The sequence below is a fragment of the Niastella soli genome, from assembly GCF_017742245.1.
Lineage (GTDB): Bacteria > Bacteroidota > Bacteroidia > Chitinophagales > Chitinophagaceae > Niastella > Niastella soli.
Genome location: NZ_JAGHKO010000024.1, coordinates 445,518 through 470,545 on the forward strand (window position 1 = coordinate 445,518; position 25,028 = coordinate 470,545).

At 44.4% G+C, this 25,028-nt stretch carries 14 protein-coding genes; 10 read left to right on the forward strand and 4 right to left on the reverse strand.

The window, feature by feature from the left end; all coding sequences use genetic code 11:
- Nucleotides 1-41: 41 nt before the first annotated feature.
- Complete coding sequence (locus J7I42_RS34645) at nucleotides 42-1,355, reverse strand: alpha/beta fold hydrolase (protein WP_209145074.1); 1,314 nt, start codon at nucleotides 1,353-1,355, stop codon at nucleotides 42-44.
- 136 nt (nucleotides 1,356-1,491) lie between these two features.
- Between J7I42_RS34645 and J7I42_RS34650 the strand changes: the two genes are divergently transcribed.
- Nucleotides 1,492-2,181 (forward strand): ArsR/SmtB family transcription factor, encoded by a 690-nt coding sequence (locus J7I42_RS34650; protein WP_209145076.1) that lies wholly within the window; start codon nucleotides 1,492-1,494, stop codon nucleotides 2,179-2,181.
- A gap of 96 nt (nucleotides 2,182-2,277) precedes the next feature.
- Here J7I42_RS34650 and J7I42_RS34655 read toward each other — a convergent pair whose 3' ends face one another.
- On the reverse strand, nucleotides 2,278-4,296 hold the full coding sequence (locus J7I42_RS34655) for a M13 family metallopeptidase (RefSeq protein ID WP_209145078.1): 2,019 nt from the start codon (nucleotides 4,294-4,296) through the stop codon (nucleotides 2,278-2,280).
- Nucleotides 4,297-4,501: 205 nt separating this feature from the next.
- The gene (locus J7I42_RS34660; RefSeq protein WP_209145080.1) at nucleotides 4,502-5,716 is read right to left on the reverse strand and encodes a patatin-like phospholipase family protein; all 1,215 of its coding nucleotides are present in this window, start codon (nucleotides 5,714-5,716) and stop codon (nucleotides 4,502-4,504) included.
- A 567-nt stretch (nucleotides 5,717-6,283) separates the two neighbouring features.
- Between J7I42_RS34660 and J7I42_RS34665 the strand changes: the two genes are divergently transcribed.
- Nucleotides 6,284-7,270, forward strand: a complete 987-nt coding sequence (locus tag J7I42_RS34665) for an EndoS/ChiA family endoglycosidase (protein ID WP_209145082.1) — start codon at nucleotides 6,284-6,286, stop codon at nucleotides 7,268-7,270.
- 128 nt (nucleotides 7,271-7,398) lie between these two features.
- Here J7I42_RS34665 and J7I42_RS34670 read toward each other — a convergent pair whose 3' ends face one another.
- On the reverse strand, nucleotides 7,399-7,944 hold the full coding sequence (locus tag J7I42_RS34670; protein WP_209145084.1) for an alpha/beta fold hydrolase: 546 nt from the start codon (nucleotides 7,942-7,944) through the stop codon (nucleotides 7,399-7,401).
- Nucleotides 7,945-8,355: 411 nt separating this feature from the next.
- Between J7I42_RS34670 and J7I42_RS34675 the strand changes: the two genes are divergently transcribed.
- The 8 genes from J7I42_RS34675 to J7I42_RS34710 all read left to right on the forward strand — a co-directional run bounded on the left by J7I42_RS34675 (nucleotide 8,356) and on the right by J7I42_RS34710 (nucleotide 24,491).
- Nucleotides 8,356-11,490 carry a SusC/RagA family TonB-linked outer membrane protein gene (locus J7I42_RS34675; protein WP_209145086.1) on the forward strand — a complete coding sequence of 1,045 codons (3,135 nt, stop codon included), beginning with the start codon at nucleotides 8,356-8,358 and terminating at the stop codon, nucleotides 11,488-11,490.
- A 10-nt stretch (nucleotides 11,491-11,500) separates the two neighbouring features.
- Complete coding sequence (locus J7I42_RS34680; RefSeq protein WP_209145088.1) at nucleotides 11,501-13,078, forward strand: SusD/RagB family nutrient-binding outer membrane lipoprotein; 1,578 nt, start codon at nucleotides 11,501-11,503, stop codon at nucleotides 13,076-13,078.
- 22 nt (nucleotides 13,079-13,100) lie between these two features.
- Entirely contained in the window at nucleotides 13,101-14,021 is a 921-nt protein-coding gene (locus J7I42_RS34685) for a DUF1735 domain-containing protein (protein WP_209145090.1), read from the forward strand.
- Nucleotides 14,022-14,224: 203 nt separating this feature from the next.
- Nucleotides 14,225-16,636, forward strand: coding sequence for an outer membrane beta-barrel family protein (locus J7I42_RS34690; RefSeq protein WP_209145092.1), 2,412 nt, complete (start codon nucleotides 14,225-14,227; stop codon nucleotides 16,634-16,636).
- A gap of 479 nt (nucleotides 16,637-17,115) precedes the next feature.
- Nucleotides 17,116-18,426 carry an IPT/TIG domain-containing protein gene (locus J7I42_RS34695; RefSeq protein ID WP_209145094.1) on the forward strand — a complete coding sequence of 437 codons (1,311 nt, stop codon included), beginning with the start codon at nucleotides 17,116-17,118 and terminating at the stop codon, nucleotides 18,424-18,426.
- 11 nt (nucleotides 18,427-18,437) lie between these two features.
- Nucleotides 18,438-21,542 (forward strand): SusC/RagA family TonB-linked outer membrane protein, encoded by a 3,105-nt coding sequence (locus J7I42_RS34700; protein ID WP_209145096.1) that lies wholly within the window; start codon nucleotides 18,438-18,440, stop codon nucleotides 21,540-21,542.
- A gap of 21 nt (nucleotides 21,543-21,563) precedes the next feature.
- Nucleotides 21,564-23,555, forward strand: coding sequence for a RagB/SusD family nutrient uptake outer membrane protein (locus J7I42_RS34705; protein WP_209145098.1), 1,992 nt, complete (start codon nucleotides 21,564-21,566; stop codon nucleotides 23,553-23,555).
- 30 nt (nucleotides 23,556-23,585) lie between these two features.
- Nucleotides 23,586-24,491 (forward strand): BT_3044 domain-containing protein, encoded by a 906-nt coding sequence (locus tag J7I42_RS34710; protein WP_209145100.1) that lies wholly within the window; start codon nucleotides 23,586-23,588, stop codon nucleotides 24,489-24,491.
- Nucleotides 24,492-25,028: the final 537 nt, after the last annotated feature.

The window sequence follows — 25,028 nt, forward strand, 5'->3', positions numbered from 1 at the left end:
AGGCCCCTAACCGGGGCCTTTGTAGTTCATTCACAAGCTGTTTATTTCCGTCCCGCATGAAATGACCTACTGTCAGCAGGTGCTTCCTTTCGGTCAAATTTCCCGTAGTCCCTGATCACTTGCGCTATCCTGAGATGATAATCATTAAAAATATATTCTCTGCCTTTTAACTGTGCATTTCTGTGTACTTCCAAATTCCTCCACTGCTGAATAGCGTTTTCATCTGTCCAGAATGACAGGGACAATATTTTTTCAGGATGATAAATACTTTGAAACCGCTCAATGGAAAGAAAGCCATTGATCTTTTCCAATTCCGGCTTCAGACTTGCCGCTATATTCAGGTATTCCTGTTTGCGAGTGCTATCGGCAGGAATAACTTCAAAAATTACGGCAATAGCATGCGAGTTATTTGCCTGAACGTTCTTTTTATACTGTAAAAAGCGGAGCACCTCGTCGTATAATTGTAGCCGATTTTTTTCCAGATGCATCACGTGGGTCCCCCTGGCCAGTACAACATATTTTTTCTCCGCTGCGTTTTCCAATGATCTAAAAAGACTTTCCCCATCAGCATTGCTTGGATATTCATCCCACTCACCCCGAATAATTAAGGTAGGCGCTTTTATCTCAGCCGGATTGTAATAAGCCCTTCCATGAAGCAGCTCCACTATATCCTGTACAGGGCCCGATGGAAAGCAAACGCTGTCTGTTTTAAATATACGGACCAGCGGATCAGATTGTAACCATTCGCCGCCCCATGTTTCAAAAACTTCCTTTTGGAGCTGACATTCCTGTCCGTCAGGTGTAAGGCTTTTCATGCCATATATTCTTTGAGCAGGGGTCATTGTTTCATAGGAGCCCTGGACCTTCTCAGCAACAGTTGTTTCCTGTCTTGCAGTAATGGGCGCAAACAAAACCAACCTGGCTAGCTTGTCCGGAAACTTAGTAGCATACAAAGCAGCAACAGAGCCACCCCAGGAGTGCGCAATTAAGTAAACCTTATTTTTACCGGTCTTTTGGACTATAAAATTTACAGCCTTGTCAACATCATTGTAAAGGTCCAAAGCGCTCCCAACGGGTACTCCTATTGCTGATCTATGTAGCATTTCAGGATAACGATCTGAATGTCCATAACCCAAAAAATCAAGGGCATACACATCATATCCGTTTTCAGCCAGATTATCCATCCAGGAATAATTATCCATTTTAAAATCAAAAGCAAGCGCTGAAGGAAAAGAACTGCCATGCAGAAAAAGCACCGGATAATCAGTGGAGGTAATAGCGGGGCCTTTGTGCGTGATCGCAAGATGTAAACCTGGAATGCGGCTTTCCGTTTTTAAAATTTCAGTCTTGTTCATAACTCCCTGTCCATTTATTTTAAATATGATAACAAAGCATAAAAACGTAGCCAATAGGGTAATTTTCATTTATTTCGGTTTCTGTGTTGCAAAACTAAAACCACTGTACCTTTAATACTTCATTCAATACTTAACAATGGTTGCAAACCTGGAAACTCACTTTGGTACTATAACGGCGCTGATAGGAGACCCCATACGGTCCATAGTGCTCTGGACGTTACTTGACGGCAGGGCATATACGGCAACAGAACTGGCCATTTGCGCAGACACCTCCCCGCAAAATATAAGTATGCATTTGAGTAAATTGGTGCAGGCTGATCTATTGACAGTTGAAAGCCAGGGCAGACATCGATATTACCGGTTCTCCAGACAAGAGGTGGCGTATGCTATTGAAGCATTGGCGAACCTTATTTCCCCTAAAAAGGAAGTGAACATGACACCTGCTGTTGTTTCAGATATAAAATATTGCCGGACTTGTTACGACCACCTGGCAGGCAAAGTGGGGGTGCAGCTCACGGAAAAACTCATTACACAAAACATGATTGAGTTACAAAACAAAACCTATAGCTTAACTACCAAAGGAAATAAATTCTTCAAAAGCTTTGGGATAGACACCCATGAGTTAAAAAACAACAGGCGTGTCTTTGCCAAACCATGCCTCGACTGGAGCGAGCGAAAATACCACATGGCTGGATCTTTGGGCGCAGCCTTACTTGATAAAATGCTACAGGCAGACTGGTTAAGAAGAAAGAAAAATTCGCGGGCCATTGTTATTACCTCCACCGGGCAACGTGAGCTATACAACAAGTTTAAAGTTGCTTTATAGGTCCTGCCGTTTTAGTAATAAAAAACCGTCCCGATAGATCGGGACGGCCTTTTAATTAGATCAAATATAAAGATTGGAGCAACGAGCCCCTCCAATTTACCAGATCTTGATCCGTTTATCATTGTCGAGGTACATCCGCTCGCCAGGTTTTACATTAAAAGCCGGGTAAAAATCCGGTGTGTTCATCAGGGAGCCATTCACGCGCCACATGGGTGGTGAATGGGGATCGTTATTTACCCAGTAGCGCAAATATTCATCTTTCATTTTCACCCGCCAGATCCTGGCTACAGAAAAGAAAAATCGCTGAATGGGGGTAAACCCGCCGATGCGGGTAGTATCCTGTCCCTGTTTGGTCATTTTAAAGGCATCAAGCGCCACGGCAACGCCGCTTATATCTGCAGTATTTTCTCCCACTGTAAGCGCGCCTTTCACATGAACGCTGTCAAGCACGGTGAATGTAGAATATAGGTCAATGACCTGTTTGGTTCTGGCCTTAAACTTTTCAAAGTCTGCCGGTGTCCACCAGTTTTTTACATTCCCGTATTTGTCAAACTGGGCTCCCTGGTCGTCAAACGTATGCGTCAATTCATGCCCGATCACCATACCAATACCGCCATAGTTAAGCGCGTCATCTGCATTATTGTCAAAGTAAGGAGACTGCAGAATTCCGGCGGGAAATACGATCTCGTTGGCGAAAGGATTGTTATATGCGGTAACAGTGGAAGGGGTAGTGTACCACTCGGTCCTGTCAACCGGTTTCCCCAGTTTGGCCAGCTCATATTGAAAGTTGTTCGCGGCAGCCGAGATCACATTTTCAAAATATTTATTCCTGACAATAGTTACTTTATTGTATTCGCGCCACTTATCGGGATAGCCGATCTTTTTGGTGATGGCGAATAATTTCTCTTTTGCTTTTTGTTTGGTGCTGTCACTCATCCAGTCAAGTTGGTCCACCCGATTGGAAAACGCCTTCTGCAGGTTATTCACCAGCTCCAGCATTCGCTTTTTGGCGGCCTCTGGGAAATACAGTTTTGTATATAGTTGTGCCAGCGCCATTCCCAGATAGCTATCTACCGCACCGGCCATGACCTCGCCGCGTGTTTTTTGCATGGTCTGACCCGTAAGGGTTTTGCTATACGCAAAGGAAGCATCCACAAACGGCTTGCTCAGGTAATCTGCATAACTACTAAGATAATTCGCTTTCAGGTATATTTTCCAATCTCCGAGTGGGATCGATTTCAGGAGCGTATTCAATTTTTCATAATAACCTGGTTGGGCCACATCCAGCGAATCCATGGTAGCGCCCAGGTTATGGAGGTATGTCGTCCAACCGATATTAGCTTGTTGCTTGTTTAAATTGGCCAGGGCAACTTTATGAAAATTGCCTTTTATATCCCGCAATTCAATATTGGTCTTATGTGATGCAGCCAGTTGTTTTTCGATATTGTAAACAAGCGCTGCGTTTTTTTGCGCCAATCCGGAATCGCTTCCAGTCAGTAAAAAAATAGCCACGAGATATTTTTTATAGGCTTGTTGGATAGCAACGGTGGCGGAGTCGGTCTTAAAATAATAATCCCTGTCGGGCATCCCGATACCCGTTTGAGTAATATGCGCCATATTTATACTGCTGTTATCCTGGTCGGGCGCAACCTGAAATGCAATGAGGGAAGAGTTGGATAATTGGGCCTGTGCCGCCATGAATGCAAGCATATCAGCAATACTGGTGAGGCCATTGATCCTGTCCAACCCGGTTTTGAGTGGCTCAAAACCACGCTGGTTGATGGTAGTGGTATCCATTCCCGAAGCAAAGAAATCACCGATCTTTTGTTCCAGGCTCCCCGGGGCGTTATTACTTTTAGACACACTGTCCAGGATACCCTGCAACTTAAGACGCTGCTGGTAGTTCATAAACCGGTAAGCGCCCACGCCCGACTGGCTAGCCGGTATTTGGGCGGTATCATACCATTTTACATTTACGTAATTAAAAAAATTATCACCCGGCTGCCGGGTTGAGTCGATCCCTTCAATAGCTATAAAAGAATTTTCGGTGGTAGTACCTGTTTTGCAGGCAATAAAAGAAACTAAAGTAACGGATAGCAAAAACCAATATTTCATATAGAACAGGTTAGTGGTGAAATGAGGTTTAATAATTGCTAAAGATATCATTTTTATGGTTGCCTCATTGACCGCTTATGGATATTGAAAGTCAAAGTAAATAGATCTTCTGTAAGGTTAGGCTAGCCTGTTAAAAACAAAAAGGACCACTTCTCAGCGGTCCTTTTTACTTTTACGCAATTGTAGCTGTTATTTTTTAAACACATTATGCTTTATACGCATCCAACCAGGTTGCTGCGCTTAATTGCTTTTGAATACGAGTAATATCGCCAAATGTGGTCACCAACAGGTCGCGGTTATTTTCCGCCAGGTCTTCTGTAAAATTGTTTCCATTTTGCACTATATAGGCCGCCATTTGTTCGCCGATGGTTTTCATCAGATCGAATTTTGTCACGTCTGCCATATCAATATTTCCCAGGATATCCTCCCCGAGATCATGCAGCCATTCGGAACGATATTTATGTTTATCGAGCGTGTTGGTGTTTGGTAACCGTTGAATGGTTTTCGGATCAAGCGAGATCTGAAACCTGCGGAAATTGATCACCTGGCAGATCATGGGCGACCGGAAGATATCAACCTGCATGGCGCTGGCATCCTGACCAGTGACCGTCATCAGCCAGTTAAGCCAGAATACGATATCGACGCCATGAGGTTTTGTAGGCTCATCCGGTTTTATAAACTCCCTTGAGATGCCCGTGCCGAAACTGAATAAAGTAATCCCATCCAGGGCATAATCCGACTTACCGGGGCTGTTACGAGGCCGGCTATAGGACACTGCCTCCATATACGCTGCCAGGGAAGGATTGTTGTAGGTGGTAGTTCCTCCATCTACGAATCTTTCCAATGGATAGAAATAGGTAGGGGCGCTCATAGTAGCTTCCATTACCGCACGCAGCAGTACATCTTTGTAGGTGCCATAATAAGTACCGTCTGGCTGCTTAAAGCAGGAAAAGAATGTTTCTTCGCCGGCTGACATATCCCGGGAAGTGATCATCATGTCAATATCCCGGTCAGCGCAAGCTTTTTCCACGGTAACATCCTTTACTATATTTTTAAGCAATGACCGGTATTTTTCTTTTGAAAAAGCAGGCGGATTGATAAAACGGTTCCCGAGCAATCGTTTATCAAATACCTGTGTCACGAGGTCTTCATACATCTTTTCAATTTCAGTTGCATTATGGCCCGTTACGATCAGTCCGGCAATGATGCCACCTGTAGATGTTCCTGCTACCATATCAAATAATTCGTAACAAGGTATGCCCGCGATCTCCTCCAGCTTTTTTAGTAACTGGATCGTAAGAATGCCCCGCATGCCGCCACCATCGAGAGAAAGAATAACGCGACGATTTTCATCAATTTTCAATCGTTTAAAGGCCTCACGCCTGGGATCGCTCAATTGACTTCCATTTACTTTTGCCATAATGCTTGTTTTAAAGGTTTCAAAATTCCGCAGAAAAAGTACTCAATACATAAGAGATAAAAAACGTGAAAAACACCTGATTTTACTTCCATTATACATTTACCAAAACCCTATCTGGCAAAATTTCCGACATCCCTGGGTTGTCAAAAACAACCTTAGTTATGAGGTTAGCAGGCAGGAACATAACTATTCCGGAAGGCGGGGTTCAAAATAATACAACTCAAGACATTGAATATACAGAATCCCAATAATTCCGCTTGATCATACGCCTGCGATAAACCGGCCACTTTTATGTTACAGGACAGTACAACCGAAGTATGAAAATCAAATAGTCCACTCCGGCAGTAAATCAATTGTCGATTTTACGTTATTTTTGTAGTCAGTTGATGGCCCTCAAAAGGCGACAACGTTATCTTCAGTATAGCACCGGCAGATTGGTGCCGGAACAAAATTTCACCCAGCAACGATCGACTTCGACTCACGTCCAGGAACAGTTGTCCTTTTTTGTAAAGGCCCTCTCTGATAAATAGCGGCAGGTTGATTTCTTACACCTAAAATATAACGATTATGAAACCACAAGTTTTCTCCAACCGGTGGTGGCATAAGACTGCCATCGTGTTGTTGTTCATCCTGAGCACTGTTTCGTGTTCAAAGTCTGGTTTGAAAAACGAACCATCTTCCTTGTCCGGCAGTGGACCAATGCTCAATACGGAAGCGGCCACGGCCATTCCCAGTCCGCCCAATCACAAAATAGCCTATTACGCATTTGATGCAACCCCAACCGGCAGCCCGGCCGTAAAGCTACCGTTGACCAACTTTGCAAACGCAGCCAATGAAGTGGTGCTCTTTGAAGGAACGCCGTGGGAAATGGCCGACTCAGCCCATTACGGCAGCAGCAGCAGCTATATCCTCACCGTTAACCCCAACTATACCTCTTATGCAGCCATCATAAGAGACGCCAGGATCCTGCAATCGCGGGGCGTTAAGGTGCTGTGGAATGTAGATGATGCCAATTCCTGGAACACCACAACACCTTTTACCACGTACAACGGAACGGGGTTGAACTATCACCAGTTTGCTGCCTTTGTCAAAGCCTGTGTTGTCGATTCATTGCATTTTGACGGGATAGCCCTGGATGTGGAGCACATGGGTAGTACGGCTGCCAACACGAACTATACCAACCTGATCAAGGAATTCGGATTGTATTTCGGGCCCCGGTCATCCAACCCCACCGGCACTATTTATACGGCAGCGATCTATGATGGTGCACGGGCCGGTTTTGCCATCGGTCAATCAACTACCGTTGCAGCCTACCTGAATTTTGTGGAGGATATGGGCTATTTTGAAAACAACACCACGCGTTTCAACCGCTGGGCCAATGTTATCGGGGCTTCGAAAACCATGATCGGGGTATCCAAACAATACAATAGTCTCAGCAATGCTACCACTGCAGCGGCATGGGAACCGGCTGGAGGCACCAAGGCCGGTATTATGGTTTTTGCCGGAAATGTTGATTCCGCTTACACAAATAAGATCTTCAGGGCAGTAAAATAAGCCCGGCATACAAAATCAGGGAGTCCTTGTTCTATATAGATATTCAAAACCAGGGACAAAAAATCTCAATGCACTCGCAGGTCGCCTGAAAAAAAGAAACAGGTCTGCTTTAGCGTACTTGTTTCTTGTTACAATGATCTGATATCGTTTGCTACTATAGACAGATCGTTGTTGAGTTGATGACCACCACTTGCCAATTCCCGAATGATCGCATTTGGCAGGTGTTGCGCATACCTGGCCAGGTGTTCAAAAGGCACTTCCTGATCATCGCGGCAGTGATAAAGAAAAACTGGTGTATTTTTTGGCAGTTTATCAGAAAAGCCAGCGGGGAGCTTTAGACCTTTTATCCAATCTTCATCACCACTCCAAAAAGGTGTGGCGATAAGAAAAATGCCGGCAATTTCTTGTTGGGTGTCTTTTTCTGAAAGATATTTTAACAGCATTGAGCCGCCCAGGGAGTGGCCGACCAAAATAGTTTGCCCCTTAATAGCTGTAATTTCATTTTCAATCTTGTGCAGCCACCCGAAATCTGGTAACGATTCATCGGAAGGCATTCGAGGATACTGTACCTGGTAACTGGCCTCCAATAAAGTTCGTAAAGAAGTAACTAATTTCTCATCTTCTTTATATCCATCATCCCCGCCGCCCTGTATGAAAAGTATATGCTTTTCCATAATGTAGAATATTGAGATATGAGATAGCTATTTTAATAACAGCTATTAGAAATGCCATTTCGCCCCATTGTTCCCTTTCACCCGAACCCAATAATTGCATTAATTATTTTTCAATATCAGCTTCTGCTAAAGAGTTTTTGCGACAAAATGGTGCCTAAGACATCTTTTGACATATTAAGTATTTTACATATTTGCATTTTTAAAACATAACTTAATGATTATTTGCAATTTGTGAATTCCTATAACCATCACTAACAGGTTAATTTTTGTTTAAAACTGGTTAATATTTAATAGTCCATATTTATCATGAATTATGCGCTAACATGATAACTTACAGTTAATTCAGTATTTAAACGAAGTAACTGCATATTCCTTATCGGTTAAATACTAAAACCAAAAATTAACACACACATGAGAAAATTACTACCACTGCTTGCAGTGCTGGTAGGCATTGCAGTTAGTGTATCTGCCCAAACTCCAACTATTTCGGGCAGAGTCGTTGACAAAAGCGGCGCACCAGTCCCCAATGCATCCATTCTAATTAAGGGTACCAAATCGGCTACAGTAGCAGATAATGATGGGAACTTTTCTTTGAAAGTTGGTCCCGGTACAACCCTTACCGTATCTGCTGTTTCCTACAAAACATTTACCATCAAGGCGGCCACCTCCATGATCATAACATTGGAGAATGCCGAAAACCTGATGAATGAAGTAATTGTAACCGCGGGCGGTATTAAATCAAAAAGAAAAGAACTTGGTACGGCTAATACGGTCATTAAGTCCGAGCAGCTGCTAGCCGGTAAATCGAACAGTATTGCTGGCGGCCTGCAGGGTAAAGTGGCCGGTTTGCAGATCAGCGGAACATCGGGCGGCGTAAACCCCAGTTTCCGCCTTACGCTACGCGGACAACGATCACTCACCGGTAACAACCAGGCCCTGGTGGTATTGGATAATGTGATCGTGCCTAACGATATATTAGCCAACCTGAATCCTGAAGATGTGGAAGAGCTGGTGGTATTAAATGGCGCCGGTGCAGCGGCCCTGTATGGTTCACAGGCTTCCAATGGCGCGGTTGTAATTACAACTAAAAAAGGAAAGAAAGGGGTAACTGAAGTTACCTTTTCAAATACCACGATGCTTCAAACCCTGTCTTATTTTCCGAAACTGCAGAAGAAATATGGCCCTGGAGGTACAGCTTATGGTTCCGATGCAGACGGAAAACCTTTATTTTCTTACCTGGAGAACCAGTCATATGGGCCAGAATTCGACGGCTCTAAAAAACCATTGGGGCCTGCCCTGGAAGATGGTTCGCAGGACTCGTCCATTTATGCCTATAACCCTGGCCATTTAAAGTTCTGGCAAACGGGCATAACCAACCAAAGTGATTTCTCCCTGCAAAATGGAGATGAAAAATCTACTCTCTTCCTGTCTGGTCAATATGCCACTACAAAAGGTACCACACCTGGTGATAAATTCAACAAATCATCTGTTCGTGTCAATGGTACCCGCCGTTTGGGAAATTCGATTGCAACAACCTATAGCGCAGCCTATATACAAAACCGGTACGATATCACTTCCAGTACCGGAAATATGTATGTCAATCTGCTTAATATGCCCTCAAACGTAGATATTACTAAATATAAAGACTGGAGGACTAATAAATTTGCCAATCCCAATGGCTTTTACAATCCCTGGTACCAAAACCCTTATTTTACGGCAGACAACTACCGGCAAACCACCAGGAACGATTACTTCACTGCTAACGTAGAAGTAAGGTTTACCCCTGTCACCGGTCTTGATCTTACAGCCCGTCAGGGTGTGGTAACAAAGAACTACTCAGGCAAAAATACCGTAGGTGCATTTAATTATACTGACTTTGCAAAACATACGGATGCAAGTTCAAAGACCGACATCCCGGCTTCTGTTGGTGACTATAGTGCTTATACAACCGAATTATTGACTGATGCCTTTGCCCAATACAACAAAAAGAAGGGCGTATTCGATTTCAAATTAATTGCAGGCGCCCAATGGCGTCAGGACCAATCCAAAACTGTTTCAGTATCAGCGAATGCCCTGGCTGTGCCCGGTTTATTCAATGTAAGCAATGGCGTGGGAACACCCAGCGTAGGTGAATCCAGTTTTAAGGCCCGGCAGATCGGCACCTATGGCGATTTTCGGATAGGCTTCAAGGATTACCTGTTCCTGCATGCTACAGGCCGCAAGGACTGGGTATCGATCTTAGCACCGGAAAACCGTTCATTTTTCTATCCCTCCGTTGACTTGTCATTTATAGCTACCGACGCTATTCCATTATTGATGGAAAAAACACCGGTCACTTATCTGAAGCTCAGGGCCGGTTGGTCGAAGGTAGGGCAGGTGAACCTGGGTAATAGTTTTACCTTTGGTGCCTACAGTTTGCTACCTACCTATTATCAGGCAAGTGGTTTTCCTTATGGCGCATTGCCTGGTTTTACTGCAGGCAATAGTTTGGTTTCAAACAACCTGAAACCAGAAATTACCAAAGGATATGAAATAGGTTTTGACCTCAACATGTTCAATGACCGTTTTCAGTCTACCGTAACCTGGTATGATACAAAAACAGATGATCAAACTGTGACCACCAGCATTTCGAATGCTACCGGTTTCACCAGTCTGTTAACCAATACCGGTCAAACCCAAAGCCGTGGTCTTGAAGTTACCGCACATGTAACGCCATACAGGACCAAGAATTTTGAAGTAACAGTAGGGGGTAATTACACCTACGTAGATAATAATGTGAATTTTATCAGCGCCGATCTGCCAAAACTTTCGCTGTCATCAAGCGGTACGGCCAACTCCTACGCCATAGCAGGCCAGGCCTTCCCGGTAATTATGGGATTTGATTACAACCGCGATCAACAGGGACATGTGATCGTTGATGGCATTACCGGTTTGCCCACGAAATCAGACACCATCTCCATTTTAGGAAATGGACAGGCGAAACACCGCGTCGGTTTCGATGGTTCTCTCCGGTTTAAGAATTTCCGGTTCTCCTTCCTGTTTGAGCACCGGGGTGGTTACAAAGTGTTTAATGGCATTGGCACCGAGCTCGACTGGTCAGGCACTGGCTATCGTACTGGTGTTTACAATCGCGAGCGATTTGTTTTCCCCAATTCAGTTATTGTTGACCCAACCAACCCTGGCAAGTATACGCCAAACACCAGCATCACTGTTAAGAACGGAAATGGTAATAACGGGTTCTGGACTGATGGTATAAACCGCGATGTTACTTCCAACTATATTACATCGGGCAACTTCTGGAAATTAAGAGAAGTGGCACTGGCATACGATCTTCCGACCTCTCTTTTAACTAAAACAAAATACATCAAAGGCGTTACCATCAGCGCCCAGGGCCGCAATTTATTAATGTGGCTGACAAAAGACAACTACTATACAGACCCTGAATTCAGCGCCGGCGGCACCGATAACAATGGTATCGGTTTGAACAGTATCGATCAGGCGCCACCATCACGTTACTATGGCGGAACCATTACCGTAAAATTTTAAATCAGCACACATGAAAAAATTACATGCAATACTTTTTATGGGATTGACAATGCTGGGTGCAACCTCCTGTAAAAAATATTTCGATATAAATACCAATCCGAATAGCGCTACGGCCGCTTCTCCTGAAAACATTTTACCACAGGCACTAACCGCAACCGCTGCCAATTTGAATGCATTTAATACTTATGGTGCACAGCTGGGCGGTTACATGTCCAATGCAGGTGGGTATGGTGGCTTTGGCGTGGCTATCACTTATAACTTTACTACCACTAACTGGACAGGCCTCTGGAGCGGCATTTATGACAACCTGGAAGATTACCAGATCATCATGGATAAAGCAGCCCTGGACCCCACTTATACCTATTATAGTGCAGTAGCCAGAATTATGAAAGCGGTCAATTACCAGCTGCTGGTAGATGCTTATAATGATGTTCCTTATGGAGATGCCTTACGTGGTATTTCGAAACTTTCACCGACGTACACGGATGCAAAGGTCATTTATAAAGACCTCGCCAGTCAGCTCGATACCGCCATCAGCGTCATCAATTCGGGCAGTAGTATAATAGGAATTAAATCGCTGAGCGCCTATGATGTATTATTCAAAGGAGATGTAGGTCTTTGGAAGCAACTGGCCAATACCATCAAACTACGGTTGATCTTACACAGCAGCGGCAAAGTAACTTTTGCCAATACAAGCTTTAGCAGCGATGGATTTCTGACCAGTGATGCGTTAATAAATCCTGGCTACGTGCGCGATAATGGCCGGCAGAACCCTAAATGGAGCACCTGGGCATTTTCAAACACCGGCGCTGCGGGCAACAAAGCCTGGATGCCTTCCACATTTGCCCTTACGTTTTACGATGGTACCAAACTGGATGATCCCTATAGGGGAGCCGCTTCTTATTACCAGTTCCCCAAAACGCCTACCAACCGCCTGGGCGTTGAAAATAACAGCATCGCTTCAAGCCCCGAGGGTTCTTTCTGGTACCCGGCTGTTTTAAGAGGTGGAACTACCGGTAGTGATACAACCGGCGCATTAAAAGGGCCAGGTGCGGGCATGCCGCTGATCACTGCCGCCGAAAGCTATTTCATGCAGTCGGAAGCAGTATTAAAAGGCATCCTGACCGGAGGCAATGCAGCAAAATTATTTACCGATGGCATCACCGCTTCTTTTACCTACCTCTATACAAAACCAGACGGTAAAATAGTAGGAACCCCCGTTAACGATGCTAACGCGTACATTGCCGCCAATGCCACTAATGCCACCAAGGCCTACCTTACCGACATTAGCTTAACCGCGGACCCCAAAGAGAAATTGGAAGCTATTATCACGCAAAAGTACATCGCGTTGAATATGGTCAATAGTGAGGAAGCCTGGAATGAATACCGCCGTACACATTATCCGGTGCTGGTAAACACAGCCGGTGCAGACGGTGAAGAGACCTTTGCCTCTTCCGTTTCGGAATCAACCAGACCCGACCATTTACCCACCAGGATCTTATACCCCGCATCAGAAGGCGCTTACAACTCTTCCAATGTGCCTAAGAACATAGGGGTGTTTTCCTCATTAATTTTCTGGGCGTTATAGTACATTAAATAAAAATGCAATTATGAAAAAAGTACAAATAAATATATTGTTCTTCTTTGCACTGCTGGTGGGGCTGATGTCCTGTTTAAAAAAGGATTCGATGAATATAGATCCGGATTCAGATCCAAAGAATGTGGTAGAATTTGCCAATAGCGGTGACAACCTGGCTACAGCTGCATCAAAATATCCCAGATTTTATTTTGATCTGGGAACCGTTACTTTAAACCAGGCTGTTACTGTAAAAATAAACGTTGGTTACTCAGGAGCTGAAAGTGCTTCGCAGGACATTTCCGTAAACCTGGCCTTTGATACCGCAGCCTTATCGTTATACAACAATACTGATGGTACAGATTATATTGTTCCACCCACCTCCATATTTAAATTGCCGATGTCGGCTGTAATAAAAAAAGGCACCCGGCTCGCACAGGTTGAGATGACGGTAACCGTTAACAGCGATTTTGATTTTAATAAAAGTTATGCGGTACCATTAAAGATCACTTCAGCCTCAACAGGAACGATCAGCAACAACTTTGGCAGCGCTATCTTTTCGTTTGGGGGCAGAAACAAGTATGATGGGATTTACAAAGTAAAAGGTAAGGCAACGCATTCAGAAAATGCAAGTTATACGGGACCATTCGTTGACCCTGAGGTAGAGTTTACTACAACGGGGTCAGCATCTGTGCAGATAGAATCACAGCCTGTTTTCAATCTCTCTACCGGAGCTTTAAGCGCCCTGGCTTCTTACCCCGTATTTACAGTAAATGCAGATAATTCCGTAACAGTGACCAATATGAACGCTGGCGGCATGGCGCCTTCGGTGAGCGATCCTACGTATAAAAACCGGTATGATCCCGCCACCAAAACATTTTACATCAGCTATTCCTATAATGCGTCTAAACCCCGTATTTTTTATGATACCTGTATTTATGTAAAACCCAGATAAGAATGTAAGTTAGTTTTGAGGAGGCCGTCCCGATTCATCGGGATGGCCTTTTTTATGATTTCCATATTATAACACGCTTATAACCTGATTCAACCAGCTTTTGGGTTAAATAACACGCTTATCAAAAAAAGGTGTGCTATGTAAATGAATTAAATAATATTGTTACAACAATAGTCTTAACTGATCTGACTATTTTTATTCATATGTCAATACGTACGCTGTTTGTAACACTATCGCTAACAATACTGTACCAATTCACTACCGCGCAGCTAACCATCACCGGCAATATAACTACTGTAAGCAGGCAAATTCTTCCCTATGTGGTTGTTGGCATTCGGCAGGGCAATGCGCTCATCAGCACCACCATAAGCGACAGCACCGGGCATTACCGGATCCCAAACATTAAAAAGGGTGATTATCATTTGTTGATCAGTCATCGTTCCTACAGGGACTCCATTATACCGGTGCACCTTTTTACAGACACTACCATCAACCTGCAATTGATTTTTGAAAAAATGTTGCAACAGGTAGAAGTTACCGGAAAAAAACCGCTGATACAAATGGAAATAGACCGATTGCGTTTCAATGTAAAAGGCGCTGAACTGGTTGTAGGAAATAATATTTGGGATGTTATTGAAAAAACGCCTCTGGTAACCACTTCATCTGATGGTTCCATACAGATCAGTGGAACTTCCGGCGTAGCGGTTTATCTCAATAATAAAAAGAAAGTATTGACAGGTGCTGCCTTGAAATCATATTTAAGTAGTATGCCGGCTGATAACCTGGAGGCCATTGAAGTGATCACTACACCTTCCAGTAAATACGATGCCGAAGGTGGGGGCGGTATTCTGAACATCATTACCAAAAAGAAAAAAGAAGAAGGGTTCGAAGGGAATACAACTTTCACCGACAGACAAACCGCTACCAATTCACAAAGCGTAAGTGCCTTTCTGAACAACCGAACCGGCAATTGGGATATTTATTCAAATTGTTACCTGGTAAACAGAAGAAGAAAACCTACTGCTGATCATACAATATCTTTTCTGCAACCTCGCTATGACATCCCGTTAAGCAGAAAGATCAGTTCTTCCAGTTTAAACAGTTCTATGTCGGCCGGCGCCAATCTGGGTATTGATTATCAGTTTAACAAGGACCATATTTTTGGCCTAATCTTAGACTATTCAGGGAATCATGACAGAAAGAACAGGGATGCTGGCAGCCAGGACCATTTTGCAGGCACAGACTCCATCAGTTATTCAGAGAACAGGGATAAATTAAATGCTTACACCTATTCGCTGAACCTGAATTATGAAGGCTTGCTTGATGCAAAAGGGAAAAAGTTAGATATCGATCTTGATGTACTTGATTATACGTCTGAAAACACCTCAACCAGCAAAACAACTGCCTTGGATGCTGCCACCTATGATCCTTTGTATATAAGTGATCATTTTAGAAGCTCCGCGCCACAACAGGTAAAAAACCAATCATTCAAAGCCGATCTCCACTGGCCCCTCTCTTCCAATAGCTACCTTGATTTCGGTCTCAGGTCTTCTTTTTCACAGATCGACAACGATCTTCTTTTTGAAAACCAAATGGGCAACTCCTGGACAAAAGACATTTCGCGAAGCAATTTATTTGCCTACAATGAAAATATACATGCAGCTTATATTCAACTGAACCAAAAAATAAATACCACCTGGTCGTTCCAGCTGGGGACCCGCCTGGAAAACACCATTGCCAAAGGATACCTTGAAGGAGAAAGGGTGGTAAACCGGAATTATCTAAATCTTTTTCCAACCGGTTATCTGAAATATTCAACCTCCGGAAAAAAAACATATACACTGGCGGTATCAAGCCGGATAACCAGACCGGGCTATTGGGATGTAAACCCCTTTAGGACCTATACCACCAACAAAGCATATTTTGAAGGCAATCCTTTTTTATTGCCTTCTACCTATTACCGGGAAGAGCTTAGTCATTCAACGAATGCCGGCAAGGGTAACATTATCTTTCAACTGGCAGCAAGCCAAACCATTAACGAAATTTACCCGCTGCCATTTGAAGATTCAACCGGCGTGGTGGTAAATAAAAAAACAAATTATGGTAACAAATACAGTTATTCAGCAGCGGCTATATACTATAATCAACTGAAAAAATGGTGGCAATTGTCAGCCACTATGTTAACGGGGTATGTTGAGTCAAAAGGGGAGTATGGCAACAACATCGCTATCGACAACCAGTCACTTTATGTAAGCCTTTCAACCAATCAAACATTTACGCTTTCAAAAAAGCAGCGGCTAAGCTGTAATCTGATAGCCAATAATTCCTTCCCCGCTACCATTGTGAATACCAGAGTAGGTAACCGGCTCGACACTGAATTGAGGCTAAAAAAATCAGCAGGAGCGTTCAGTTTTACCCTTTCCGCAACAGACCTGCTAAAAACCAATAAAGACAATTACCGGGTAGAAACTGGAGAGCTGTTATTAAAACAACATTATTATAACGACACCCGCAGTGTGGCATTTATTCTTAATTATAATTTTGGAAAATCAACCGTAAAGGAAAAAAGGGACAGGGATCCGGAATTTGAAAATATCAAGAACCGGATCATTTAATTTATTTATCAACAGGTTATGGTCCAAAGGCCACCATCCACAGCCTTTTATATGGATCACATCTCAGCTACTTAATGGCCACACTAACGCGTATGCTAAATTTATAATGTATATTTGACACTTTAACAATCGTTCTTCAAGCGTAAATCCCTCTTTTATGCGATGGTCCTTTAAGGACTGATACGAATTAACCCCTGTTTTTTCCGGCTTACACCCTGTTTCAGATAATCACAACCTATATTTTTACAGAAGCGACAAATAACGATTGCAAGATTGTTGAACTAACATTTTTAAACCAAAACAATTGCCATTATGAAAATAATTATACACTTCCCATTCACTTACATCTAGCTTTCGTATAGGTAATACTCGACTGTACCATTTTCTTCCCGGATAGGGCTGCTTACTCAAGCGGCAGGGATCTCTTTTGCTTCTACCATCCCACATACTATCCATACAACATAACAATAATGAGCTATATGAAAAAAAAGCTACACCATCCTTTAAGGGTGCTAGTGACACTTTTATCAGTAATGATATTTATTTCCTGTAAAAAAGAGGAGGGGACGGCAAAGATCTCGGAAGCTTACCACCCTGATGCTCCCATTACAATAGAAAACGTTTTGCCCGACAGCATGGTGATCCGTACGAAAGTGGTGATCAAGGGCTCAAACTTTGGTAATGACAAATCACTGGTCAGGGTATATTTCGTTGATGATGAGAAACCGCGTAAAGCAACGATAGTCGGTCTGGATAATGAAACCATTTATTGCCTTGCACCCAAACAGAATAATGGGGTCAATAAAATAATGGTTAAAATAGAGAACGACTCTGCAACAGCCACCAAGACCATCTTCTATACGGTTTCTCAAAGCATTTCCAATATCGTAGGTCTCACTGGTGTTGCGGGCTCTATCGACGGATCACTTGCTGATGGCCGGATACAGCGAACCTTCGGAGTGGCAGCGCTGGGTAGTGACCAGGTTATGAGCTTTGAGATGCTGTCCAATGCAGTCCGGTACATTTCAATGAATGACAATAAGATCTACACCGTTCAAACGGGATTTGCGGCGGGCCAGCCCGCCATTAACGGAGCAAGAACTGCTATCTACGCCATACAAAATACATCCCCGCATAAAGTCATTTGCTACAAAAAGGAAAACCTTTGGGCACCGGGGATCCTGGCAGCCGGCATTTATCGGCCGAACGGATCGGTGGTTGCCGGACCGATCGTTGCGGCAGCACTGGACAATACAGAGCAGTGGCTTTATTTCCGCGATAAGGCCGGCGTGTTTGGCCGCCTGGAGATTGCCAATCCGGCCAACGTTCAGATCTTAAGCGAAACCTGTGGTCCGGCAGGCTCGGCCGACTATAATTATTTGGCCTATAGCGCCGTGGACGACTGCTTTTATTTTACGGTACAAAACATTCATTCCATTTACAGGGTACAGAAAGATGGCACCAATGTGCAATTATATTCCGGTTCAAGCCAGGGCTCAGTTGACGGCCCCCGACTGGAGGCAAAGTTTAACAGTCCGGCCGGAATAGCCGTCGATGGTGAGGGTAATATTCTGGTGATGGACACCAATAATCACACAGTCAGAAAGATCAGTCATAATTCCGGTTATGTATCCCGGGTGGCAGGCGTAACTGGCACATCGGGGTTTAGTAATGGAGATCCGCTTGCTTCCGCTCTCAGCTTTCCTTATTGCATAAGCGCCGATGAAAGAGATAATTATTTTCTCGGTGAAAGCTGGGGTGTCACCATAAGAAAATTAGCCATCGAGTAAAACTAATTGTCATGAAAATATTATTAAGCATAAGCATCCGGGTATTTATGTCGTGCCTGTATTTATTGCCGGCCGCTTTATATGCACAACATACATTTACCGTATCAGGCACCGTGATGGACGTGAACGGCAAGGAGATCCCTGCTGTTTCCGTGGCTGTAAAAGGTATAGCCGGCAAGGGAACCAATACAGACAATGACGGTCATTTCCGCCTGGAGAACATAGAGGCAGGGGCGGTACTGGTCTTTTCACATATCAATTTCAGTAGTTACGAGTTTCCTGTTCTGGGACAGAAAGACAAGATCAAGGTGGTATTGGAACAGAAGATCAACAGCAATGATGAAGTAGTGGTGGTGGGCAGAGGTGCGCAGCGCAAGATCACGACTACAGGGGCCGTGACCAGTGTAGATCCGAAGGACTTACAATTGCCTGCCACTTCCGTGAGTAATATGCTGGGAGGCAGGGTCCCTGGAATTATCTCGGTAACCCGTAGCGGCGAGCCCGGAAGCGACTTTTCAGAGTTCTGGGTGCGGGGCATCAGCACATTTGGTGCAAGCTCCGCTGCACTGGTGCTGATCGACGGGGTAGAGGGAAACCTGAATAATATTGATCCTTCAGATATTGAAAGCTTTGCGATCTTAAAGGATGCCTCCGCCACAGCTGTATTTGGAGTGCGTGGCGCCAATGGCGTAGTTACCATCACCACAAAACGTGGGAAGGCGGGTGCACTGAAAGTGAACTTTCGCGCCAATACGACGCTGACCCGGTCGGCCAGAATGCCCGAATATGTTGATTCATATAATTATGCATTACTGGCAAATGAAGCAAGAAAGGCCCGCGGTCAAAGTCCCGTATACTCGGATGTTGAACTGGAGCTATTCAAATCCGGTCTTGATCCCGACCTGTATCCTGACGTGAATTGGCGCGATGTGATCCTGAAAGATCATTCGAGGTATGACCAGTATAATTTGAATGTTTCCGGAGGAGGGACCAACGCCCGCTATTATATGAGCCTGGGTTATTTGAACAAAGAAGGCATATTTAAACAAGACTACACCGAACATAAATATGACGTTAACACCAATTACAAAAAATTCACCTTCAGGGCTAATACAGATGTTGACCTTACCCGTACAACAAAGCTGTCACTGCTGATGGATGATGCCATTGTGAAGCAGGGAGCGCCTGCCTATAATCCGGACAACAGCTACCTGTGGAATTCCCTGGCGAATATTGTGCCCGTGGCCGTACCGATCAAATATTCTAATGGTCAATTGGCGGCTTATGGTGCCGGTGGCACTGACCTTACGCCTTATTATCTTTTAAATTATACGGGTTTCAGAAAAACGGATGCTAATACCATCAACGCCAAACTCAGCCTTGACCAGGATCTCCGGTTTATTACACCCGGTCTTTCTGCACGCGGACTGTTTTCATGGACCTATTCGGGCACCAATACCGCCACACATGTCAAGCTTGGCGCTGATGCGTACCGGCAGATCGGCCGCGCCAATGATGGAAGCCTGGTAACTATACGTTCAATAACTGCCAGCGTACCGGTTTATGCTCAGGCAGCAGGGGTGAACCGCAGTATGTATATGGAAGGCCAACTGAATTATGTGCGCAGGTTTAATAATGTACACAACGTGTCGGGCCTTGTGCATTATTACCGTCAGGAAGATATCACCTCCAATGTTGCAGCTTATGAGTTACCGTATATGAGCATCATTCCTTTACGAACGCAAACCGTATCGGCTCGTGCCACCTATTCCTATAAAGACATTTATCTTTTAGAAGGTAATATTGGTTATTCAGGTTCTGAAAATTTCAAACCAGGTGAACAATACGGTCTTTTTCCGGCTGTATCTGCCGGTTGGGTGCCCACCCAGTATGAATGGGTAATGAACCACCTTACTTTTTTAGATTATTTCAAGATCAGAGGGTCAGTTGGTAAAGTAGGCAACTCCAGAATAGTGAACAGCAGCGACCTGTTGGTAAGATTTCCTTACCAGACGATCATGAGCCTTGGTTCCAACAGCTGGGGACTAACGTTAACAGAATCGAAGGTTGGTACCGATAACCTGAAATGGCAGACATCTATCAAATATGATCTGGGGCTGGAAATGAAACTCTTTCACAATACATTGGACCTGATCGTCGACCTCTTCAAAACAGAAGCAAAAGACATCTACCAGCAGCGGGTCACCATTCCCGAAGAAGTAGGTGCGGCTCAAAGCCCTTACCTGAATACTGGCTCAATGCGTAGCTGGGGAGCAGATGGAACACTGGGGATTACCAGGCAACTAAATAAAGACCTGCTTGTAACAGTTAGAAGCAACTTCACTTTCTCCCGCAATAAGGTAACGCATTGGGAGCAAACGGGCATAAATTATCCCTACCAGTCTTATTCAGGAGTACCATATGGAGTGCAGCGCGGCCTGATCGCATTAGGGCTTTTTGAAGATGATGCGGATATCGCCAGCAGCCCTCGCCAGACATTTATGACCAACTACCTGCCTGGAGACATCAAATACAAAGACGTGAATGGGGATGGTATTATCAATACCGACGATGTAGTTCCATTGAACTATTCCAACGTACCCAGGATAGTAATGGGGTTTGCTGCTGTTGTCAATTTTAAGAAGTGGTCAATGAATGTGCTCTTCACCCGCCAGTCAAAAGTGAGCTATTTCCTTGGTGGTACTGGTTATTATCCATTCGCAGGCCAGTCTACCGGCAATGTACTATCAATTGTAGCAGATCCGGCAAACCGATGGATCCCTTCCTCTATGGCTGAAAAAGGGATCTCAGAAAACTCGAATGCCAGGTTCCCGCGACTTACTTATGGCGATAATCCCAACAATAACCGCTCGTCGACCTTCTGGCTGTCAGATGCCTCGTTTTGGCGACTTCAGAATGCGGAGATCAATTACCGCTGGGAATCTGCCTGGTTAAGAAAGTGCGGCATTAATGCAGCTACCTTCAGTTTACTGGGGGCCAACCTGGCGGTTTGGGATAACGTGAAGCTTTGGGACCCCGAACAGGCTTCAAAGAATGGGGCCGCTTATCCATTACAAAGGACATACACCCTGCAGCTTTACCTCAACTTTAATTAATCAGATTAAACATATTTCTCAATGAAGACGCTTTATTCATTGCGAGCCCTTTTTCTTCTCCCTTTTATGGCCGCTGCCATTACTGGAGTAGTTTCCTGTAAGAAGTCGTACCTCGATGTGAACGATTATATCTATGATTTTGTAAGTCTGGACAGCGTTTTTGCTTCACAAAGCAAGCTGCTGCAATACATCAATGGGATCGCTTCTTATTTACCCGCAGAAGACAGGTTATGGACCAATGCCTGGTCGCCATTTCAGGGCGCATCGGATGAAAATTTCACCTCGTGGAATGATATCCGGCATGCCGCAATAAAATTCCCCCTGGGTGAGATCACTCCCTATACAGCCAATTCCTATTATAATAATTATGAGAGCTGGTACAGAGGTATAAGAAAAGCCAATACGGTGATCGCAAGGATTGAAGAATGCAAAGACCTGTCGCTGGTTACAAAGCGGCAATACCTGGGTGAAATGTATTTCTTCAGGGGTTATTTCCTGTATCATCTGCTGCAGCAATATGGGCCAGCTGTCATCCCACCAGACGATGTACTGGACCTTGGTTCTGATGCCGAAACACTTTCCCAGGACAGAAGTACTTATGATGATTGTGTGAATTATATCATCGACAATATGGAGCAGGCATATAATCTTTTGCCAGCTACCAAAGAGGCGCTCGCTGAAATATACCGGCCAACTTCAGGTGCTGCGCTGGCCGTTATGAGCCGGGTATTGTTGGTCGCTGCCAGTCCAATGTTTAACGGAAATCCTTCTTATGCCAACTGGCGGCGGGCAGATGGAAACCTTTTCATTTCCAATACCTATAACAACAATAAATGGGGGCGGGCAGCAGCTGCGGCTAAAAGGGTGATGCAGACCAATCGTTACGACCTTTACACCTTTCCAAAGGCAGCAGACACCGATCCGCTGGCGCCCAATGTTCCCACTGCGGCCTATCCGAATGGTGCGGGTGGCATAGACCCTTACCGCTCCTATAAATACACTTTTATCGGCGAAATACCGGCAACCAGTAACCCTGAGATCATCTGGTGCCGTAACGCTGCAGTGGCTGGCGACTCTCCGCTTTGGTTGTCTACGCCCTCTCATATGGGCGGAGGCAATGGGCTGAACCTCACACAGGACCTGGTAGATGCTTTCAAAATGAAGGATGGAAATGATATTAATCATTCAAGTGCAGACTATCCTTATCCCGACGCCGCCACAGCCTATCAGCCTATTGGAGTCGTTAAAAATATCGCCGATGTGCAACTGGTTGCCAATACACCGAAAATGTATGCAAACAGGGAAGCGCGCTTTTATGCTACGATCGGCTTTAATCACTCCTTCTGGAAAGGTACCTCCTATACAGGCACCAACGCCAATTCCAAGAATGTAGAAATCACCTACTACTCCAATGGAACAGCGGCACCGAATAACAATTATCCCAATGATTACAACCATACGGGATACACTTGTATAAAGTATAATCATTATGCAGACAATATGCTTCAAACAGCGTCTGTGCTGCCCAAGGTGTTCCCGATCTTCCGGTATGCAGAAATTTTACTGAATTATGCCGAGGCGTTAAATGAGCTCGATGCACCCTTTACGGACACTACTACAGGCATTACAGTCAACCGGAATGTTGCAGAAATTGCCGCAGCATTTAACAGGGTGCGTTTCAGGGCGGGACTACCAGGTTTAAGCGGTACGGAACTGGCCAGCCAGGTAAGTATAAGAGAGGCGATCAAAAGAGAAAGGCTGGTGGAGTTTGCCTGTGAGGGTCGCCGTTATCATGACCTTCGTCGATGGCTCGATGCGCCTGTCGCGTATTCGAAGCCAGTTACCGCAATGAACGTAGCAGCTACGTCTGGCAACAGACAGCAGTTTTTCACCAGGATCACCCTGAATGAACCATTAACCCTTAGGAACTGGAGCTTTAAGATGTATTTCTGGCCGATCCCCAAAAATTCACTCGACAAAAACGCCAAGCTGGTGCAGAATCCCAGTTGGTAAATCGTCATTAAACCCATTGAACGAATAAGTATGAAGATCATAAATAAAGTAAGCTATTTGGCAGCCGGCATTTCCCTGATCATTACAGGATGTACCAAACTGGAAAACCCGTTGGAAGTGGAGCAGTACCAAAAAAATGTGTATCTGGTTGGCGCCAATATGTCAAACAATGAAGGGCTTCAGGTGGTTGAACTCCCTTACGGCGCGTCCGCTTCAGAGCTGGCAAGCACTTTTATTTCGGCCGGGACCGGTGGAAGCCGGCTTATCAACAAGGACATCTCAATAGAAGTGGTCGAAGCGGGTACTGATGTGATCACGCAATACAATGCCCTGTATCTATATAAACCGACAGATATTAAATATCAACAGCTGAATGCTTCATTTTATTCCATTCCGGATCATAATGTAACAGTGAATACCGGCGAGTCTTATGGAAGAATGCCACTAAGTATCAGAACATTCAATTTACATTGCGATTCCCTGTATGCGCTTACATTTAAGATAGCCTCCGTGTCTGATCCGGATTATATCTCGATCAGAAAAACAGATTCGGTACTTTTATTTTCGTGCAGGTTGTATAACAACTACTCAGGCACCTATCAGGAAACCGGGCGCTATTATAAAAATGCGGCTGGAACACCCGATACGGCAGCCCTGGCCCTGTCCCGGACTTTCAAGGCAGTGAATTATAACACGGTACGGTTTTTCCACCTTGCCAATAATGAAACATTAGCCAACCTGCCGGCCTGTGGCGTTACGGTAACCATTAATTCCGATAACACGCTTGGGGTTAGTAGTTGGGGAGCAGGACTCACGATCACTGGTGGCGGAGGAAATTATGACCCCACCGCCAAAAAGTTGACTATATGGTATAACTATTTGTCGGGCACCACCCCTTACCAGTTCAAAGGCACTTTCATTCGTTCGGGGAATTAATTTATGCGCAGTCGCCCCAAACCCGGCAGCCAATTCATTATTACCACTAAGTGGCATATGCGGAACAAAATATATTCATATATTTAACGTGCGTTTTTAAATATAATTGAAACCAGTTCAATGCCGTCATATTTTCTAAATTATAAATATAACGAACGGGCCTATCCATTTTATAACCGTAGGCGGACAGGCTAAAGTTTTAAACATCATAACAGGTTTTTTTAAAATTATATTATATTCGACATAGAATTTGCTTTAGAAAATTTTACCATCCAATCTTTTGAATGACCTTATTCCGTTTGTCTTATGAACCTGTGCCGTAACGTGTTTGCAGGTATTCCCCTTGAGTTATTACAGCTTTTCCGACTTATAACTGTTGAACAAGTGCAACCAGAAGACGTGTGCCGTTGGTAACAGGGCTAATTGTACACATATTTTCCTTATACTGAATGTAAGAGTGTGACTTACATTAGCGATAGCTGTGTCATTTCAATTTCATATCCAGTTTATACTAATAGCGCACTTTAAGCTGACGCT

Excerpts from the sequence above, each read along its gene's own strand:
- J7I42_RS34650 (WP_209145076.1), top strand. The coding sequence starts at position 1,492 with ATGGTTGCAAACCTGGAAACTCACTTTGGTACTATAACGGCGCTGATA.
- J7I42_RS34665 (WP_209145082.1), top strand. The coding sequence starts at position 6,284 with ATGAAACCACAAGTTTTCTCCAACCGGTGGTGGCATAAGACTGCCATC.
- J7I42_RS34685 (WP_209145090.1), top strand. The coding sequence starts at position 13,101 with ATGAAAAAAGTACAAATAAATATATTGTTCTTCTTTGCACTGCTGGTG.
- J7I42_RS34660 (WP_209145080.1), bottom strand. The coding sequence starts at position 5,716 with ATGGCAAAAGTAAATGGAAGTCAATTGAGCGATCCCAGGCGTGAGGCC.
- J7I42_RS34655 (WP_209145078.1), bottom strand. The coding sequence starts at position 4,296 with ATGAAATATTGGTTTTTGCTATCCGTTACTTTAGTTTCTTTTATTGCC.
- J7I42_RS34700 (WP_209145096.1), top strand. The coding sequence starts at position 18,438 with ATGAAAATATTATTAAGCATAAGCATCCGGGTATTTATGTCGTGCCTG.
- J7I42_RS34675 (WP_209145086.1), top strand. The coding sequence starts at position 8,356 with ATGAGAAAATTACTACCACTGCTTGCAGTGCTGGTAGGCATTGCAGTT.
- J7I42_RS34690 (WP_209145092.1), top strand. The coding sequence starts at position 14,225 with ATGTCAATACGTACGCTGTTTGTAACACTATCGCTAACAATACTGTAC.
- J7I42_RS34680 (WP_209145088.1), top strand. The coding sequence starts at position 11,501 with ATGAAAAAATTACATGCAATACTTTTTATGGGATTGACAATGCTGGGT.
- J7I42_RS34705 (WP_209145098.1), top strand. The coding sequence starts at position 21,564 with ATGAAGACGCTTTATTCATTGCGAGCCCTTTTTCTTCTCCCTTTTATG.
- J7I42_RS34710 (WP_209145100.1), top strand. The coding sequence starts at position 23,586 with ATGAAGATCATAAATAAAGTAAGCTATTTGGCAGCCGGCATTTCCCTG.
- J7I42_RS34670 (WP_209145084.1), bottom strand. The coding sequence starts at position 7,944 with ATGGAAAAGCATATACTTTTCATACAGGGCGGCGGGGATGATGGATAT.
- J7I42_RS34645 (WP_209145074.1), bottom strand. The coding sequence starts at position 1,355 with ATGAACAAGACTGAAATTTTAAAAACGGAAAGCCGCATTCCAGGTTTA.
- J7I42_RS34695 (WP_209145094.1), top strand. The coding sequence starts at position 17,116 with ATGAAAAAAAAGCTACACCATCCTTTAAGGGTGCTAGTGACACTTTTA.